Origin of the sequence: Nocardia sp. CA-128927 (assembly GCF_050955855.1) — a bacterium.
Lineage (GTDB): Bacteria > Actinomycetota > Actinomycetes > Mycobacteriales > Mycobacteriaceae > Nocardia.
In genome coordinates, this window is the sequence record NZ_CP192087.1 from 3,234,959 (window position 1) to 3,250,142 (window position 15,184).

Genomic DNA, 15,184 nt, shown 5'->3' on the forward strand with positions numbered 1-15,184 from the left:
GTCCAGGGGGAATCTCGTTGACTGCCGAGTATGTTCCGGTGAGCGGGGCAGATGCGGCGGGATGGGGGCGAACGCCGATACCTGACTGAAACAGGTTCTAGGGTCCGGCGTCATGAAGATTTCGTTAATTTCATTGATAACTGCTGCTTTGGCGATATTCGCCGTGACGATGACGACCGCTCCACCTCTCGCGACCGCGCAGCCCGAAGCGGAGTTGGCGGTGGCCAGTGGGAAGATCGATTTGCAAGGCGCGGTGAATACCCGTGATATCGGCGGATATCGGACCTACGACGGTGAGAAGACCAAGTCGGGCAAGGCGATTCGGTCGGACTCGCTGGAGAAGCTGACCGACGCGGATGTGCAGAAGCTCGCGGGTCTGAAGGTGAAGACCGTGATCGATCTGCGCACACCGGGCGAGATCCAGTTCGCCGGTGCGGATAGAGCGATTCCGGGCGCGCAGGCGGTGGCCCGGCCGATCGACGACACGGGGCTGTTCCAGCAGATGCTGGCCGTGATCCAGACCCGCGATCCGCAGAAGCAGGAGGCGGCGCTCGGCAACGGCAAGGCCGAACAGATCATGCTGAACATGTACACCACGTTCATCAGCCGTCAGGAGTCACGGACCGCGTTCGGGCAGACGCTGAAGGATCTGGCCAACACCGACAAGGCCACCCTGTACCACTGCACCGCGGGCAAGGATCGCACCGGCTGGCTGACGTACGTGCTGCTGCGGGCGGTCGGCGTGCCGGAAGGTACTGCGCGGCAGGACTATCTGCTGTCCAACCAGTATCGCGCCGCCGCCGACGCCGCACTGCGGCAGCAGGTGCAGCAGGCGGGTCTGATGCAGAACCCCGATCTGCTCATCCCGCTGCAGGAAGTCCGGACCGCGTACTTGGATGCCGCGGTCCGCAAGATGGAGCAGGACTACGGCGATCTCGGCAAGTTCCTCACCAAGGGGCTCGGCCTGAACGCGGGCACCATCTTGAAGCTGCGTAAGAACCTGGTCACCTAAGCGATGAAAGATGCTCGGGCCCATTCACTTCCCCGTGGATGGGCCTGATGTCGTTGCTAGGAATGCTTTTTCGCCTGATCGCGCAGCGCGGCGGCGAGTTGGCCCGGCATCTGCTCATGGCGGGTGTACGAGCGGGTGAAGTCGCCGGTGCCGTGCGAGAGCGAACGCAGATCGATGGCGTAGCGGCTGAGTTCGAGTTCCGGTACCTCGGCGTGGATTCGGGTCCGGCCGACGCCGTGCGGTTCGGTGCCGAGGACGCGACCGCGGCGGCTGGACAGGTCGCTCAGGACCGGCCCGACGTAGTCGTCGGAGACGACCACCCAGACTTCGGCGATCGGCTCGAGCAGTGCGACGCCCGCGCTCGCGGCGGCCTCGCGCAGCGCGAGCGCGCCCGCGGTCTGGAACGCGGCGTCGGAGGAGTCGACCGAATGCGCCTTGCCGTCGAACAGCGTCACCCGAACATCCACCAGTGGATATCCGGCCGCGACACCACGCGTCGCCTGCGCGCGCACGCCCTTCTCCACCGACGGAATGAACTGGCGCGGAACAACTCCGCCGACCACTCGGTCCACGAACTCGACGCCGGAACCACCGGGCAACGGCTCGACCTCGATCTCGCAGACGGCGTACTGACCGTGCCCGCCGGACTGTTTCACATGCCTGCCGCGCCCATTTGCCTTGCCCGCGAACGTTTCTCGCAGCGCGACCTGATGATCGACCACGTCGACCTGCACCCCGAACCGGGTCCGTAGCCGCTCCAGTGCAACATCACGGTGCGCCTCACCGAGACACCACAGCACCAGCTGATGCGTGTGCGCGTTGTGCTCGAGTCGCACGGCGGGATCCTCGGCGGCCAGCCGGGCCAGGCTTTGCGAGAGCTTGTCCTCATCGGCCTTGCTGTGCGCGGTAATGGCGATGGGCAGCAACGGATCCGGCATCAGCCACGGCTCGATCAGCAACGGTTTGTCGGTGCCGGAGAGGGTGTCGCCGGTTTCCGCGCGACTGAGCTTGGTGACGTAGGCGATGTCCCCGGCGATGGCCTGGCCGAGCGGGCGCTGGCCCTTGCCGAACGGCGAGGAGACCGCGCCGACCCGCTCGTCCACGTCGTGGCTCTCGTGGCCGCGCTGCTCCAGGCCGTGCCCGCAGACGTGTACCGTGTCGTCGGCGCGCAGCGTGCCGGAGAACACCCGGACCAGCGACACCCGGCCGACGTACGGGTCCGACGCGGTGCGGATCACCTCCGCCGCGAGCGCGCCGGCCGGATCGCAGTCGAGTTGGCGGCGGGTGTTGCCGCCCGCGGCGGTGACGGCGGAGACGATGTGTTCCGACGGGGTCGGGAAGCCGCCGGTGATCAGGTCGAGCAGCTCGACGGTGCCCAGTCCCTGCTTGGCCCCCTCCGGCGCGGGCGCGCCGAACAGGACGGGATGGAAACTGCCCCGGGCCACGGCCCGTTCGAGATCGGTGACGAGGGTGGCGAGGTCGATTTCCGCACCGCCGAGGTAGCGGTCCATCAGGGTTTCGTCTTCGCTTTCGGCGATGATGCCCTCGATGAGCCGGTTGCGCGCCTCCTCCAGCATCGGCTGCTGCTCGGGCGTCGGGCGGGTTTCCACTCGCTCCCCGGAGGAGTAGTCGACCACGCAGTTCGGCAGCAGCTCGATCAGCCCGGTGACCGGGCGATGGCCGTCCGCGCTCTTCGGCCCGTAGACCGGAAGATGCAGTGGGAGAACGTTTTCCGACGCGCCGCCGCCGAGGACGGTGCGGCAGGTCTCGGTCATCTCCTCGAAGTCGGCTCGCGCGGTGTCCAGGTGCGAGAGCACGATCGCCCGGGGCATGCCGACCGCCGCGCATTCTTCCCACAGCGCGCGGGTCGCACCGCTGACACCTTCCGCGCCCTCGGCCGCCGAGATGACGAACAGTGCCGCGTCGGCGGCGCGCAATCCCGCGCGCAACTCGCCGACGAAGTCCGCGTATCCGGGGGTATCCAGCAGATTGATCTTCATCCCCGACCAGGCCAGCGGGACCACGGACAACTGCACCGATCGGTGCTGCCGATGTTCGATCTCGTCGTAGTCCGAGAGTGAGGTTCCGTCCTCGACCCGCCCCGCCCGATTCACCGTCCCCGTGGTCAGCGCCATCGCCTCGACCAGTGTCGTCTTCCCCGACCCGCTGTGCCCGACCAGCACCACATTTCGAATTTGATCCGGCCGCTCGGCCGCAACCACTCTGCCGTTGCCCCCTACGGTTCCACTCGCCTTGTCCACTGTGCGTCTCGCTTCCTCGCGCCCCGACACCTGCGGTCCTTCGAGCTTCCCACCGGCGGTCGGCGCGCGTCCACGGATCGGGAGATCCGGTGTCACGGACTGTCCGGTCCGTATCAGGGCTTATGGCCGTGCGGATGGTGCAGCCGTACCAGCGGGGACGACGACGAAGGCAGCGACTGCTACGCGAGAGCAGGTCGTGCCGCGATCAGTCGATCGCTACGACGGCCTCCACCTCGACGAGGAACTCCGGGCGGAACAGTCCGGCCACCTGGACGAGTGAGCTGGCGGGGTTGGGCAGGTCGCCGAGCGCGGGGCGGATGAACTCGTCTCGGACGTCGCGGAGGTCCGGCAACCTGCTGGTTTCGGTGACGAACCAGGTGAACTTGACCAGGTCGGTCCAGTCGGCGCCGAGGGCGTGCAGCACGTTCTGCAGGTTGGTCAGCGCCTGCCTGGTCTGCGCGGCCATGTCGTCCGGGCCGACCAGGTTGCCGTCGGCGTCGACCGCGATCTGGCCGGACACGTACGCGAGGCCGTTCGACGTGGTCACCGCGTGGGCGTATCCGAAGCCGGGCGCGACGCCGGGGATGTCGGTGAGCCGTTCGTTGATCTTCGCCATGAGCACAGCGTATACGGCTGGTCCGAGCGTCGAGTCGACTCTGAATCGTGCAGTCCTGCTATGAATTACGTGCATCGAGGGGGCTCTCGAATCCGCGTCGGCGAAGGTACATCGTCGGCTGCACCCCCGGTGGGGGGCTTGACCGGCGGGTGTCTCCGGGGTGACAGTGCGCGCATGGTTGTCACACCTGACGTGCCGCGCGCGACGCTGCGCAAGGTCACCCTTCGCCTGGTGCCGTTTCTCGGGCTGCTGTATTTCGTCAACTACCTGGATCGGGTCAATATCGGGTTCGCCGGACCCAGCGGGATGAAGGCCGATCTCGGGCTCACCGAGACGGCGTTCGGGTTCGCGTCCGGGATCTTCTTCCTCGGCTATCTGGTGCTCGAGGTGCCGAGCAATCTGGCGCTGCACAAGTTCGGGGCGCGCCGGTGGATCGCCCGAATCCTGGCCAGCTGGGGTGTGGTTGCGACCGCGATGGCGTTCGTGCCCAACGAAACCGTGCTGTACGTCCTGCGATTCGCGCTCGGCGTGGCGGAGGCGGGGTTCTTCCCCGGCATCCTGCTCTACCTGACGCATTGGTTCCCGCAGAAGCAGCGGGCGAAGTTCGTCGCGCTGTTCATGGTCGCCATACCGATATCCACGGCCCTCGGCTCGACCATGTCGAGTCTGATCATCCAGTACGGGCACGGGGTGTTCGGTCTCAGCGGCTGGCGGTTCATGTTCCTCGTCGAGGGTGTGCCCGCGCTGCTGCTCGCGGTGGTGACCTGGTTCTTCCTCACCGACAGTCCGGCGCAGGCGAATTGGCTGACCCAGGCTGAACGTCAGTGGCTCAGTACCGAACTCGCCGCCGAGCAGGCCGCGGTGGAGAAGGGTGAGCACTGGACGTTGCGCAAGGCGCTCACCGATGTCAGGATCATCGGCCTCGCCCTCGTCTACGGCGGAATCGTCTACGGGCTCTACGCTTTGGGCTTCTTCCTGCCGATGATCATCAACGGCTTCCAGCAGCAGTACGGGACGCACTACTCGGTGGTGCAGCGCGGACTGATCAACGCGGTGCCGTACGTCATCGGCGCCGTCGTGATGATCTGGTGGAGCAGGCACGGCGACCGAACCGGGGAACGCCCCTGGCACGTTGCCCTGCCCGCCTTGCTCGGTGGCCTGGCGATCCCGATCGCCCTCTACCTCGGCAATCCCGTCGCCGCCATGGTCGCCGTAACCGTCTGTGCTGTCGGGGTTCTCGCCGCGCTGCCCACTTTCTGGGCCCTCCCCAGCGCCTTCCTCACCGGGGCCGCCGCGGCGGGTGGCATCGCGTTGATCAACTCGATCGGCAACATCAGCGGCTTTGCGGCCCCGTATATCACTGGTGGACTGAAGGATTGGACCGGAACGCAGCGCGCAGGGCTGTGGGTGGTCGGGTTCGCCATGATCGGCTCGGCTGTCGGTGCGCTGGTGCTGTGGAGACGGACCAGCGTTGGCGCACAGGAGGATTCGGTCTCGCTGCAGAGGCCGGAATAGGCACCGGACATGTGAAGTGTGATGCCGAGGCGCTCGACTGACGGTCCGAATAGGTTGGAGCGCCGCGAGGGCCTCCACCTCTGAGGCTGACGGACGTCGGCGTTGTCCGGTGCGGAGCGTTGCCGTAAGCCCGAAGTTGCGGACGCTCTGGGCGAACCGCGCGATCAGGTGCAGGCGGGGGAGGATTCGCCGCCTAGGAGGAGGCTTTCGCAGACCCAGCTGATGTCGAGGCGCCAGGTGTTGTCGTGGGCGGTGAACGGGATCACCATGCGACGTTTGCCGTCGGGGGCGCTGACTGTTGTGGTGGCGAGGAGGGTGGTGCCGTCGAGGTCGGTGAGCTTGTCGACCTGGAAGGTCATGGGGTATCCGGCGTAGACCTTCGCCAGCTTGGTGATCAGTTCGGGGTCTTTGTCGTCGGCTGCGATGCGCAACGTCTTCTGCTCGGCAGGGAGTTGTGTGTCGAAGGTCTGCTGGAGTTGGGTGGTGAGGCTCGCGGAGTCGGGCAGGGCCAGGGGTGGGATCGGCGGTGCCGGCAGGTCGCCAGGGAGCGAGTCGGGGAACAGCTGTTCGACGATGGAGCCCCAGATGTCGGAGGCGCTGATTCGCAGGAGGGATGGCGGGATCGTGTACTGGTTGACCGCCACCGCGACGGTTGCCCGCTGGGCCGGGAGGTAGGCGACGTGGGTGGTGTATCCGAGCACACCGCCGGTGTGACCGAGCCAGGGGCCGAAGCGCTGTAGTCCGAGGCCGTATTCGAAGGGGGAGCCGCCTGCGGTTCCGCTGGTGAATTGCTTTCTGGCCAGCAGGGTTTCGGGCTTAAGCAGGGAGCCTTCGGCGAGCATGGAGTCGTCTGCGAGCAGGGGCGCATATCTGGCGAGGTCGGAGATGGTCGACACCATCGAGCCCGCGGCGCCGAAGATCGCCGGGGTGTTGCGGGCGGTGACGTTCGTGGCGGTCTCGTCGAAGTACGTGTAACCCTGGCTGGCGGGCGTCGGCATGGTGGCGTCGGCGGGGTAGGTGGTTTCGGGGAGGCCGTGTGCGCGGGCGAGTTCGGTGAGGACTTCGTGCACCGGCTTACCGGTCACCTTCTCCAGCACCAGGCCGAGCAGGAAGAACTCGGAGTTGGAGTATTCGGTGTTGGTGCGTGGCGGTTTCGCGTTCTCAGGGTGCGCGGCGAGCGCGCGCAGCCGGTCGCCGTCGTGCCATTCGCCGGGTGTCTTCGTCACCAGCTGAGCGGCGAAATCGTTGTCGCCCAACAGATCCCAGACGCCGCCGCGCATGCCGAGCAGGTCGCGGAGGGTGATGGTGTCGCCGTTGGGTATGCCGGGGACGTATTTGCTCAGGGTGTCGTCGAGGGAGAGTTTGCCTTCGTCGGCGGCCCGGAGGATCGCGGTCGCGGTGAACGTCTTGGTGACGCTGCCGATTCGGACGTGATCGTCGATCGTCATCGGACGTCCGGTCGCGAGATCGGCGACGCCGTACGCCTTGGTGTACATGCCGAGACCGGGGGCGCGTATGGAGACCAGCGCGCCGGGGATCAAGCCGGCGTCGATGTTCTTGCGGACGGTTTCGTCGATCTTGCTCTGCGCATCCGCAGGCAGGAATATGGCGGCGCAGCTGTCCTTCGACCCGCACTCGTTATCGGGTGTGCAGCCGACCAGCACGGTGGTGACCACCGCAACGGCGAGAGCCCCGGCACCGGCGCGGATGAGCTGAGCGAAGTTATTACGACCGAGCATATTTCGATCCCCCCGGTGTTCTACGGATCTGCACATCTGTATATCGGCGGAGCTACCGGGCGCGTTTACCGGCGACCGGGACAGGGTGTGTCTACTGGCCCGCATGGTGTCGCACACCGGTCGCATCCGGAGCACGAGACGCCGTGGGTAACCGGGCGCGTTTGCCGATCGTGGACAGAGTGTCGTCCCCCAGATCGCACACCGGGACCGCCCGAGGGCAGTCCCGGTCTGCGAACCGTGGTCAGCCGCCGAAGCGAGCCAGCACGGACGAGGCTTCCTGGGACGCGGCGCCGCCCTCGGCTAGATGCGCCATGGCGGGCGCGATCTCGCGACCGTGGTGCGCCATGGCCTGGCTGTAGAGGCGACCCGCGCGGTACGACGAGCGGACCAGCGGCCCGGCCATCACGCCCGCGAAACCGATCTCCTCGGCCATCTTCGAGTGGTCGACGAACTCCTGCGGCTTCACCCAGCGGTCCACCGGGTGGTGGCGCGGGGAGGGACGCAGGTACTGGGTGATGGTGAGGATGTCGCAGCCCGCCTCGTGCAGGTCGCGCATCGCCTGGGTGACCTCTTCCGGGGTCTCGCCCATGCCGAGGATCAGGTTGGACTTCGTGACCAGGCCCGCCTCACGTGCTGCGGTCAGGACCGACAGCGAGCGCTCGTAGCGGAAGGCGGGGCGGATGCGCTTGAAGATGCGCGGCACCGTTTCCAGGTTGTGCGCCAACACCTCCGGGCGCGAGGAGAACACCTCGGCCAGCTGATCAGGGACGGCGTTGAAGTCCGGGATGAGCAGCTCGACGCCGGTGTTCGGGTTGAGTTGCTTGATGGCGCGCACGGTTTCGGCGTAGAGCCAGGCGCCGCCGTCTTCCAGGTCGTCGCGGGCGACGCCGGTGATGGTCGAGTAGCGCAGGCCCATCGCCTGCACGCTCTCGGCGACCCGGCGCGGCTCGTCCCGATCGAGTGCGGCCGGTTTGCCGGTGTCGATCTGGCAGAAGTCGCAGCGACGGGTACACTGCTCGCCGCCGATCAGGAAGGTGGCCTCACGGTCTTCCCAGCATTCGAAGATGTTGGGACAACCCGCCTCCTCGCACACCGTGTGCAAGCCCTCGCGTTTGACCAAGCCCTTGAGCTCGGAATACTCCGGGCCCATCTTGGCCTTGGTACGAATCCATTGAGGTTTGCGCTCGATCGGGGTCTCCGCGTTGCGCGCCTCGATGCGTAGCAGTTTGCGTCCTGCCGGTGCTGAAGCTGAGGTCACTAGATCGACATTACGCCTACCGCATCAGGCGTTCGCGGCCCCTCCTGTTGGTGTGACGCGCGCAATATCGTGGGCGGTTACCGGCAGTTCGCCATTGAGCGCCCTGGCGATGGCGTCGGCGACGAGCGGCTTGGCCTCGGCCACCGTGAACTCGCGGCCCAGCTCGCGCGACAGCGTGGTGACGCCCGCGTCGCGGATGCCGCAGGGGACGATCGCCTGGAAGCCGTCCATGGCCGAGTTGCAGTTCAGCGAGATGCCGTGCAGGGCAACGCCGCGCTGCACCCGCACGCCGATCGCGGCGATCTTGCGTTCGGCGAACACGTCGGTCGCGGGCAGCCAGACACCGGACCGGCCCTCGATCCGGCCGCAGGTCAGGCCGAGGTCGGTGCAGACGGTGATCAGGGCTTCCTCGAGGCGACGCACGTAGTGCACGACGTCCACCGGCTCGGCGAGCCGCACGATCGGGTAGCCGACCAGCTGGCCCGGGCCGTGCCAGGTGATCTTGCCGCCGCGGTCCACCTCCACCACGGGGCTGCCGTCGATGGGCAGATCCTCGGCCTCGGTCCGGCGGCCCGCGGTGTAGACCGACGGGTGCTCGAGCAGCAGCAGGTGATCGGATCCGGTGCCCTCGGCCCGCTCTGCGGCGATGGTGCGCTGCAGCTCCCAGGCGCTGTGGTAGTCGATGAGTCCGAGATCCTCGACCACGATCGGGGTCGTATCGAATCGGGCGGACGCCGTGGTGCGCGTGTCGTTCACGAGCTCGACGGTACGCCCGAGGGGCACTTCTATTCCAGCTGCGCTCTGTGGGGAGTGCCACAGGTTAGCGGGTCTACCAACCGCCGACGAATCCACATTCAGTGGCACACCACGGCGGGGCCTTCTCGCGTTTTGCCGCCACCATGTGCCACTGAATGTGGATTCGCCGGGGAGTTCCTAGTGTGCGTGCACCGGCAGGGTGAGTTGCATGAGGGTGAGGTCCATCCAGCGGCCGAACTTGTGGCCTACTTCGGGGAACTCGCCGATGATCCGGAAGCCGAAGCGTTCGTGTAGCTGGATCGAGCCGGTGTTGCCGGATTCGATGCCCGCGATGACCGCGTGCACGTGGCCCGACTGCCGTGCCCGGTCGAGCAGCTCGGTGAGCAGGGCGGTCGCGATGCCGCGGCGCTGGAACCGCTCGTCGACGTAGACCGAATTCTCCACGGTGAAGCGGTAACCCGCCTTCGGCCGCCACGGACCGTAGCTCGCGTATCCGGCGACCGCGCCGTCGATCTCGGCGACCAGGATCGGCAGGCTCGCGGCGGTGCGCGTCTCGAACCAGGTGATCCGCTCGTCGATGGCGACCTGCTCCAGGTCCCAGATCGCGGTCGAGGTGGCGATATTCGCGTTGTGGATCTCCAGGATCGCGGGCAGGTCGTCGCGGTGCGCGTCCCGGATGAGGGTCGCGGGGCGGGTGTCGAGCTGGTCGGTCATCGATCGTCTCCGGGTCGGCCCGCCGTCGCGGCCAGTGCGGCGCCGATGGTCGGGTGCTGGAACTCGTAGCCCGCCTCCTCGAGGGCCGTGGGAATTGCGCGCGGTCCGCGCAGGATCGCCTCCTCCGCGAACTCGCCGATGAGGGCCCGCAGCGCGAACGCGGGGATCACCAGCGGGGTCGGCCGGTGCACGGAACGGCCGAGCGCACGGCTGAATTCGGCGTTGGTGACCGGTGCCGGGCCGACGACGTTGAGCGGCCCGGTGAGGGTGTCGGTGCCGAGGGTGAAGACGATCGCGCCGATCTCGTCGGCGAGCGAGATCCATGGCGTGTATTGGCGTCCGCTGCCGAGGCGTCCGCCGAGGCCGAGCGAGTAGAGCGGGTGCAGCATGCTGAGTAGACCGCCGTGCCGGGACAGCACGACCGCGCTGCGCAACAGCACCGTGCGCACGCCCGCGTCGGCGGCGGGGCGGGTCGCGGCCTCCCAGTCGCGACACAGGGTGCCGAGGAAACCCGAACCGGCGGGCGAGGTTTCGTCGACCACCCGGTCGCCGGTGTCGCCGCCGTAGAAGTGCACGCCGCTGGCATTCAACAGTGTCGGCACGCCCGCCTTGACGACCGCGGCGGCCAGCACATCGGTCGGGGTGATCCGGCTGTCTCGCAGCTCCTGTTTGAAGCTGCCGTTCCAGCGGCGGCGGCCGATGCTCGCGCCGCACAGGTTGACCACCGCGTCCGCGCCGCGCAGCGCCCGGTCGTCCAGCTCGGCACGGACCGGGTCCCAGGCGAATTCGTCCGGCCCCGCCGCCCGCCTGCGAACCAGGCGGGCGACCTCGTGCCCGTCGCGGCGCAGTGCCGCGACGAGCGCTGTCCCGATCAGCCCGGACGAACCGGCGATCACGACCTTCATGTGGGCACGACGGTTAGAGCCCGAGGTCGGCCTCGAACGCCGCCTCCTCGAGCCGGTGCCGGATCGTGGTGAGGAAGCGACCCGCGTCCGCGCCGTCGATCAGGCGGTGGTCGTAGGTCAACGGCAGGTAGCACATCGAACGCACGCCGATGGACTCGCTGCCGGTGTCGTCCTTCACCACCACCGGGCGCTTGACGATCGCACCCGTGCCGAGCATGCCCGCCTGCGGCGGCAGCAGGATCGGGGTGTCGAACAGCGCGCCCTGGCTGCCGATGTTGGTGATGGTGAACGTGCCACCGGCCAGCTCGTCCGGCTTGAGGCCACCGTTGCGGGCGCGGTTGGCGATGTCGGCGATGGCGCGAGCCAGGCCGGCCAGCGACAGGTCGCTCGCGTTGTGGATCACCGGGGAGAGCAGGCCCTGCTCGGTGTCGACGGCGATGCCGAGGTGCACCGCGGCGTGGTAGGTGACTTCCTTGGTCGAATCGTCGTAGCTGGCATTGACGTTCGGGTGCACGCCGAGCGCCTCGACGACGGCCTTGGCGAAGAACGGCAGGAACGTCAGGTTGACGCCCTCGCGCTCCTTGAACGCCGCCTTGGCCTGAGTGCGCAGCGTCGCGATCTTGGTGACGTCGGCCTCGTGCACCTGGGTCAGCTGTGCGGTGGTGCGCAGCGATTCCAGGGTCTTGGTCGCGGTGATCTGCCGGATGCGGTTGGCCTTCTGCACGGTGCCGCGCAGATGGGCCAGCTTCGCGCTCGCCGCCGCGGGGGCGGCGGCCGGTGCCTTGGCAGCCGGGGCTGCGGCCGGAGCGGCGGCCGGAGCGGCGGCGGCCGGAGCCGGTGCCTTCTTGGCCTCCGCTGCGGCGAGCACATCCTGCTTGCGGATGCGTCCGCCGACACCGGAACCGGTGAGTGCGGACAGGTCGACGCCGTTCTCGTCGGCCAGCTTGCGGACGAGCGGGGTGACGTACGGGGTCGCGCCGTTGCCGCCGGCGGAATCCGACTCGGGGGCCTTGGCCGCGGCGGGAGCCGGAGCCTTGGGGGCCGGAGCCGCGGGCTTGGCCGGTTCCGGTGCGGGACCCTGCTTCGGCTCGGGGGCCGCTTCTTGCTTCGGCTCAGGCTTGGGTTCCGGCTTCGGCTCGGGCTTGGGCGCGGGCGCCTCGGCCTTCGCGGGGGAGCCGCTGCCGATCACACCGAGCTGTCCACCCACAGCGACGACATCGTCTTCCTGCGCGGTGATTTCGAGCAGCTTGCCCGCCACCGGCGAAGGGATTTCGGTGTCGACCTTGTCGGTGGAGACCTCGAGCAACGGCTCGTCGACGGCTACGTCGTCGCCGACCGCCTTGAGCCACCGGGTCACGGTGCCCTCGGTGACCGACTCGCCCAGCTCGGGCATCTTGACCGCGGTGCCATCGCCGGACGACGCGGGCGCGGCCGCGGCGGCGGGTGCCTGTTCTTCCTGCGCGGCGGGCTCGGGCTCGGCGGCCGGGGCTTCCTCGGCGGGGGCTTCCTGCGCGGGCGCGGCAGCGGCTTCGGGGGCAGGGGCCGAGCTCGACTCGGTCGCCTCACCGGCATCGCTGATCACGCCGAGTTCACCGCCGACCTCGACCACATCATCTTCTTGGGCGACGATCTTCGACAGCACGCCCGCCTGCGGGGACGGGATCTCCGTGTCGACCTTGTCGGTGGAGACCTCGAGCAGCGGCTCGTCGACCTCGACCGTGTCTCCTTCCTGCTTCAGCCACCGGGTGACCGTTCCCTCGGTGACGCTCTCACCAAGAGCTGGCATCTGGACGGAGAAGGCCATGTCCTCTGACTCCTCTGACTGCTCGACGGGTTTCTACAACAGTTGATCTCTCGGCGGACCCCCGTCGCGGGTTGCGGCGCGAGTCCGAAAGCCACCGATCATTGTGCGTGGCACCGGAGATCTGTGTGGTTCTTGTACCGCGATCCATCCTTGCACTCGACTGCGCGGCGCGTAGCACAAGGGCAGTGAACTTCGCGGAGCTGGCAAGATGGGGAGACCGGTACGTGCGATGTACCGGGGTTGGAAAGGAGGTGCGCGTCGTTGGGTTTGCTGGATCGTTTCCGAGGCGGCGCGACCCGGGGTGGTAGCGCGTTACGTGCGGGTTCGGGGGGCGGCGAGGACGCCCGCTATCTCGCCGAGTGGGTGCGCACTCACGTCGGTGTCGAAGGCTATCTGGAGCCTAAAACGACGGTGACCGATGTCACTGTCGTGTTGATCGCGGCCGATGGTGAATGGACCCGTCGGATCGTTGGCGAGCGCGGAGGACAGCGGCTTGCCAAGGATTTGCGGATTCCCGTTTATGAGGTCGGTAAGACTGGATATCCACAGCGGATGCGGGACTACGACGCTCGCAAACGGATCGAGCGTCAGCGCGCGTTCGAGGCTGATTTGCGGGATCTATAGCCCTTAGCTACCGATGGGCGACCCGTTTTGGTGTCGCAGATGTCCTGATTCTGGGTGCGTTGAACCGCATGCGAATCGGCGCGCGGGGAGGCCGGGATGGGCGCGGACTTGATGCGCGGGAAGTGGTGCGCCGTCCGGAGTTGTTCCGGACGGCGCACCGGCGTTCACTCTCCGGCGATGTCCTCGATGACGGCGATCAGGGTGCGGACCGGGACGCCGGTGCCGCCCTTGCCGATGTAGCCGAACGGGCCGCCGGTGTTGTAGGCCGGGCCCGCGACGTCGAGGTGGGCCCACTGGACGCCCTCCGGCACGAACTCCTTCAGGAACAGCCCGGCCGAGAGCATGCCGCCCCAGCGGTGCGGTGCGACGTTGGCCAGGTCAGCGATCTTCGAGTTCAGGTCCGCGCGCAGTTCGGTGGGCAGCGGCATGGCCCAGCCGTTCTCGCCGGTCTCGCGGGAGATCGCGGCGACCCGGTCGCGGAACTCGTCGGTGCCCATCACGCCGGGGGTGCGGGTGCCGAGCGCGACCATCTGCGCGCCGGTCAGGGTGGCCACGTCGATCAGGTAGTCGGGCTCGTCCTCGCTCGCCCGGACGATCGCGTCGGCCAGGATGAGGCGGCCCTCGGCGTCGGTGTTGAGCACCTCGACGGTGGTGCCGCCGTACTGGGTGAGCACGTCACCGGGGCGCTGCGCGGTGGACGAGGGCATGTTCTCCGCCATCGGCACGGTCGCGGTGACCGTGACCGGCAGGCTCAGCCGCGCGGCGAGCAGGACGGTGGCCACGACCGCGGCGGCACCCGCCATGTCCGAGGTCATGTTCTCCATGTTCTGCGCGGGCTTGATGGAGATGCCGCCGGTGTCGAAGGTGATGCCCTTGCCGACCAGTGCGACCTTCTTCGGGCCGCCCGCGTAGGTGATCCGGACCAGCCGCGGCGGCCGCGAGGAGCCCTTGCCGACGCCGAGCACACCGCCGTAACCGCCTGCGTCCAAGGCCTTTTCGTCGAGCACCTCGACCTCGAGCCCGGCCGCCTCCGCCAATTCCTGCGCGCGCGAGGCGAATTCGGCGGGGTAGAGGTGGCTGGGCGGGGTGTTGGTGAAATCCCTTGCGGTGGCGACGGCTTCGGCGATCAGCTGGGCGCGGAACAGCTCTTCCTCGCCGAATTCCGCTTCCGGAACCAGGAATTCGACCCTGGCCACCGGGCGCTCGTCCGGCTTCGGCGCGGACTTGCCCGACCTGAACGGCGTGAACGTGTAGGCGCCGAGGTAGAAACCTTCAGCGGCGGCACCGATGTCGAGACCGGACAGCGTGGTCACCACGAGTTCGGTGCCGGACAGCGCGCGGGCGGCGACACCGGCCGAACGGCGGATCTGCTCGGCGTCGATCTTCTCGGCGGCGCCCAGTCCGACGGCGAGCACGCTCGTCACGCCGTCCAGCCCGGCCGGGGCGGGGACTCGCGTCAGCTCTTCGGCCTTGCCCTTCGCGCCGACCGCGCCGAGCTGATCCAGCAGTTCGGCACGGAGGTCCGCGGTGAGTACGTCGCCGAACAGGTCCTCGGGCACGATGGCCGGTCCGTTCTCGGACGAGGTGAGGCCGAGTACGAGCACGTCGGTATCCGCGCCGATGGTCTGCGTACGTGCGAGTTCCGGTCCGAGTGAGCGATCTGCAACAGCGGTCATGGGCTCAGGCTACTGGGCAGTCTGATCGTGATGCCGTCGAGGAGCAGTGCGAGCCCGGCGTCGAGGATTCGGTCCAAGTCCAGGTCGGGGCCCGGCGGGCCGTCCGCGGCTGACGGATCGTGAGGTTGCACGAGCGGGACATGGTGGCGGCGAAGTGCGAGGGGCGCCGCCGTCATGTCCCGTTCGGTGAGGGCCTAGCGACACTTGGACTCGGTGTGCTCGAAGCGTGGCCTGGTTTCTGGTGACGACGCGGGCGTCGGTGGCTGGTCGTCTGGGGGCTCAGACGGTGTGGGCGAGGGAGCGG

At 68.0% G+C, this 15,184-nt stretch carries 13 protein-coding genes; 3 read left to right on the forward strand and 10 right to left on the reverse strand.

Going from position 1 to position 15,184, the window contains the following annotated elements; all coding sequences use genetic code 11:
* The first annotated feature begins 169 nt into the window (after positions 1-169).
* Positions 170-1,012, forward strand: a complete 843-nt coding sequence (locus ACQPW1_RS15330; protein WP_433663375.1) for a tyrosine-protein phosphatase — start codon at positions 170-172, stop codon at positions 1,010-1,012.
* 56 nt (positions 1,013-1,068) lie between these two features.
* Here ACQPW1_RS15330 and ACQPW1_RS15335 read toward each other — a convergent pair whose 3' ends face one another.
* Positions 1,069-3,273 (reverse strand): elongation factor G-like protein EF-G2, encoded by a 2,205-nt coding sequence (locus ACQPW1_RS15335; protein WP_433665242.1) that lies wholly within the window; start codon positions 3,271-3,273, stop codon positions 1,069-1,071.
* 205 nt (positions 3,274-3,478) lie between these two features.
* Positions 3,479-3,889, reverse strand: coding sequence for a RidA family protein (locus tag ACQPW1_RS15340; RefSeq protein ID WP_433663376.1), 411 nt, complete (start codon positions 3,887-3,889; stop codon positions 3,479-3,481).
* Between the two features lie 174 nt (positions 3,890-4,063).
* Between ACQPW1_RS15340 and ACQPW1_RS15345 the strand changes: the two genes are divergently transcribed.
* Positions 4,064-5,404, forward strand: a complete 1,341-nt coding sequence (locus ACQPW1_RS15345) for an MFS transporter (RefSeq protein ID WP_433663377.1) — start codon at positions 4,064-4,066, stop codon at positions 5,402-5,404.
* A 164-nt stretch (positions 5,405-5,568) separates the two neighbouring features.
* On the opposite strand, the gene ACQPW1_RS15350 is transcribed toward ACQPW1_RS15345, so the two are convergent.
* The 6 genes from ACQPW1_RS15350 to sucB form a co-directional block, all read right to left on the reverse strand.
* Positions 5,569-7,143 (reverse strand): serine hydrolase domain-containing protein, encoded by a 1,575-nt coding sequence (locus ACQPW1_RS15350; protein WP_433663378.1) that lies wholly within the window; start codon positions 7,141-7,143, stop codon positions 5,569-5,571.
* A 241-nt stretch (positions 7,144-7,384) separates the two neighbouring features.
* Complete coding sequence (gene lipA / locus ACQPW1_RS15355; protein WP_433663379.1) at positions 7,385-8,401, reverse strand: lipoyl synthase; 1,017 nt, start codon at positions 8,399-8,401, stop codon at positions 7,385-7,387.
* Positions 8,402-8,425: 24 nt separating this feature from the next.
* Positions 8,426-9,157 carry a lipoyl(octanoyl) transferase LipB gene (lipB, locus tag ACQPW1_RS15360; protein ID WP_433663380.1) on the reverse strand — a complete coding sequence of 244 codons (732 nt, stop codon included), beginning with the start codon at positions 9,155-9,157 and terminating at the stop codon, positions 8,426-8,428.
* A 177-nt stretch (positions 9,158-9,334) separates the two neighbouring features.
* A complete protein-coding gene (locus ACQPW1_RS15365) occupies positions 9,335-9,871 on the reverse strand; it encodes an N-acetyltransferase family protein (RefSeq protein ID WP_433663381.1) in 537 nt (178 codons plus the stop codon).
* Entirely contained in the window at positions 9,868-10,776 is a 909-nt protein-coding gene (locus ACQPW1_RS15370) for a TIGR01777 family oxidoreductase (RefSeq protein ID WP_433663382.1), read from the reverse strand. Before ACQPW1_RS15370 ends, ACQPW1_RS15365 begins: the two co-directional genes overlap by 4 nt.
* Before the next feature lie 13 nt (positions 10,777-10,789).
* Positions 10,790-12,580 carry a 2-oxoglutarate dehydrogenase, E2 component, dihydrolipoamide succinyltransferase gene (gene sucB / locus ACQPW1_RS15375; RefSeq protein WP_433663383.1) on the reverse strand — a complete coding sequence of 597 codons (1,791 nt, stop codon included), beginning with the start codon at positions 12,578-12,580 and terminating at the stop codon, positions 10,790-10,792.
* Between the two features lie 261 nt (positions 12,581-12,841).
* Here sucB and ACQPW1_RS15380 point away from each other — a divergent pair, with 261 nt between their 5' ends.
* Positions 12,842-13,204 (forward strand): oxidoreductase, encoded by a 363-nt coding sequence (locus ACQPW1_RS15380; RefSeq protein WP_433663384.1) that lies wholly within the window; start codon positions 12,842-12,844, stop codon positions 13,202-13,204.
* A 164-nt stretch (positions 13,205-13,368) separates the two neighbouring features.
* Here the strand turns inward: ACQPW1_RS15380 and ACQPW1_RS15385 are convergent, their stop codons facing one another.
* Positions 13,369-14,880: a leucyl aminopeptidase gene (locus tag ACQPW1_RS15385; protein WP_433663385.1), complete on the reverse strand. Its 1,512-nt coding sequence runs from the start codon at positions 14,878-14,880 to the stop codon at positions 13,369-13,371.
* Positions 14,877-15,056 (reverse strand): hypothetical protein, encoded by a 180-nt coding sequence (locus ACQPW1_RS15390; RefSeq protein WP_433663386.1) that lies wholly within the window; start codon positions 15,054-15,056, stop codon positions 14,877-14,879. Before ACQPW1_RS15390 ends, ACQPW1_RS15385 begins: the two co-directional genes overlap by 4 nt.
* Positions 15,057-15,184: the final 128 nt, after the last annotated feature.

What these genes read in the sequence shown, in the direction of transcription:
- ACQPW1_RS15330 (WP_433663375.1), top strand. Translation starts at nt 170, where the DNA reads ATGACGACCGCTCCACCTCTCGCGACCGCGCAGCCCGAAGCGGAGTTG.
- ACQPW1_RS15340 (WP_433663376.1), bottom strand. Translation starts at nt 3,889, where the DNA reads ATGGCGAAGATCAACGAACGGCTCACCGACATCCCCGGCGTCGCGCCC.
- ACQPW1_RS15345 (WP_433663377.1), top strand. Translation starts at nt 4,064, where the DNA reads ATGGTTGTCACACCTGACGTGCCGCGCGCGACGCTGCGCAAGGTCACC.
- ACQPW1_RS15350 (WP_433663378.1), bottom strand. Translation starts at nt 7,143, where the DNA reads ATGCTCGGTCGTAATAACTTCGCTCAGCTCATCCGCGCCGGTGCCGGG.
- ACQPW1_RS15365 (WP_433663381.1), bottom strand. Translation starts at nt 9,871, where the DNA reads ATGACCGACCAGCTCGACACCCGCCCCGCGACCCTCATCCGGGACGCG.
- ACQPW1_RS15370 (WP_433663382.1), bottom strand. Translation starts at nt 10,776, where the DNA reads ATGAAGGTCGTGATCGCCGGTTCGTCCGGGCTGATCGGGACAGCGCTC.
- sucB (WP_433663383.1), bottom strand. Translation starts at nt 12,580, where the DNA reads ATGGCCTTCTCCGTCCAGATGCCAGCTCTTGGTGAGAGCGTCACCGAG.
- ACQPW1_RS15385 (WP_433663385.1), bottom strand. Translation starts at nt 14,880, where the DNA reads ATGACCGCTGTTGCAGATCGCTCACTCGGACCGGAACTCGCACGTACG.
- ACQPW1_RS15390 (WP_433663386.1), bottom strand. Translation starts at nt 15,056, where the DNA reads ATGACGGCGGCGCCCCTCGCACTTCGCCGCCACCATGTCCCGCTCGTG.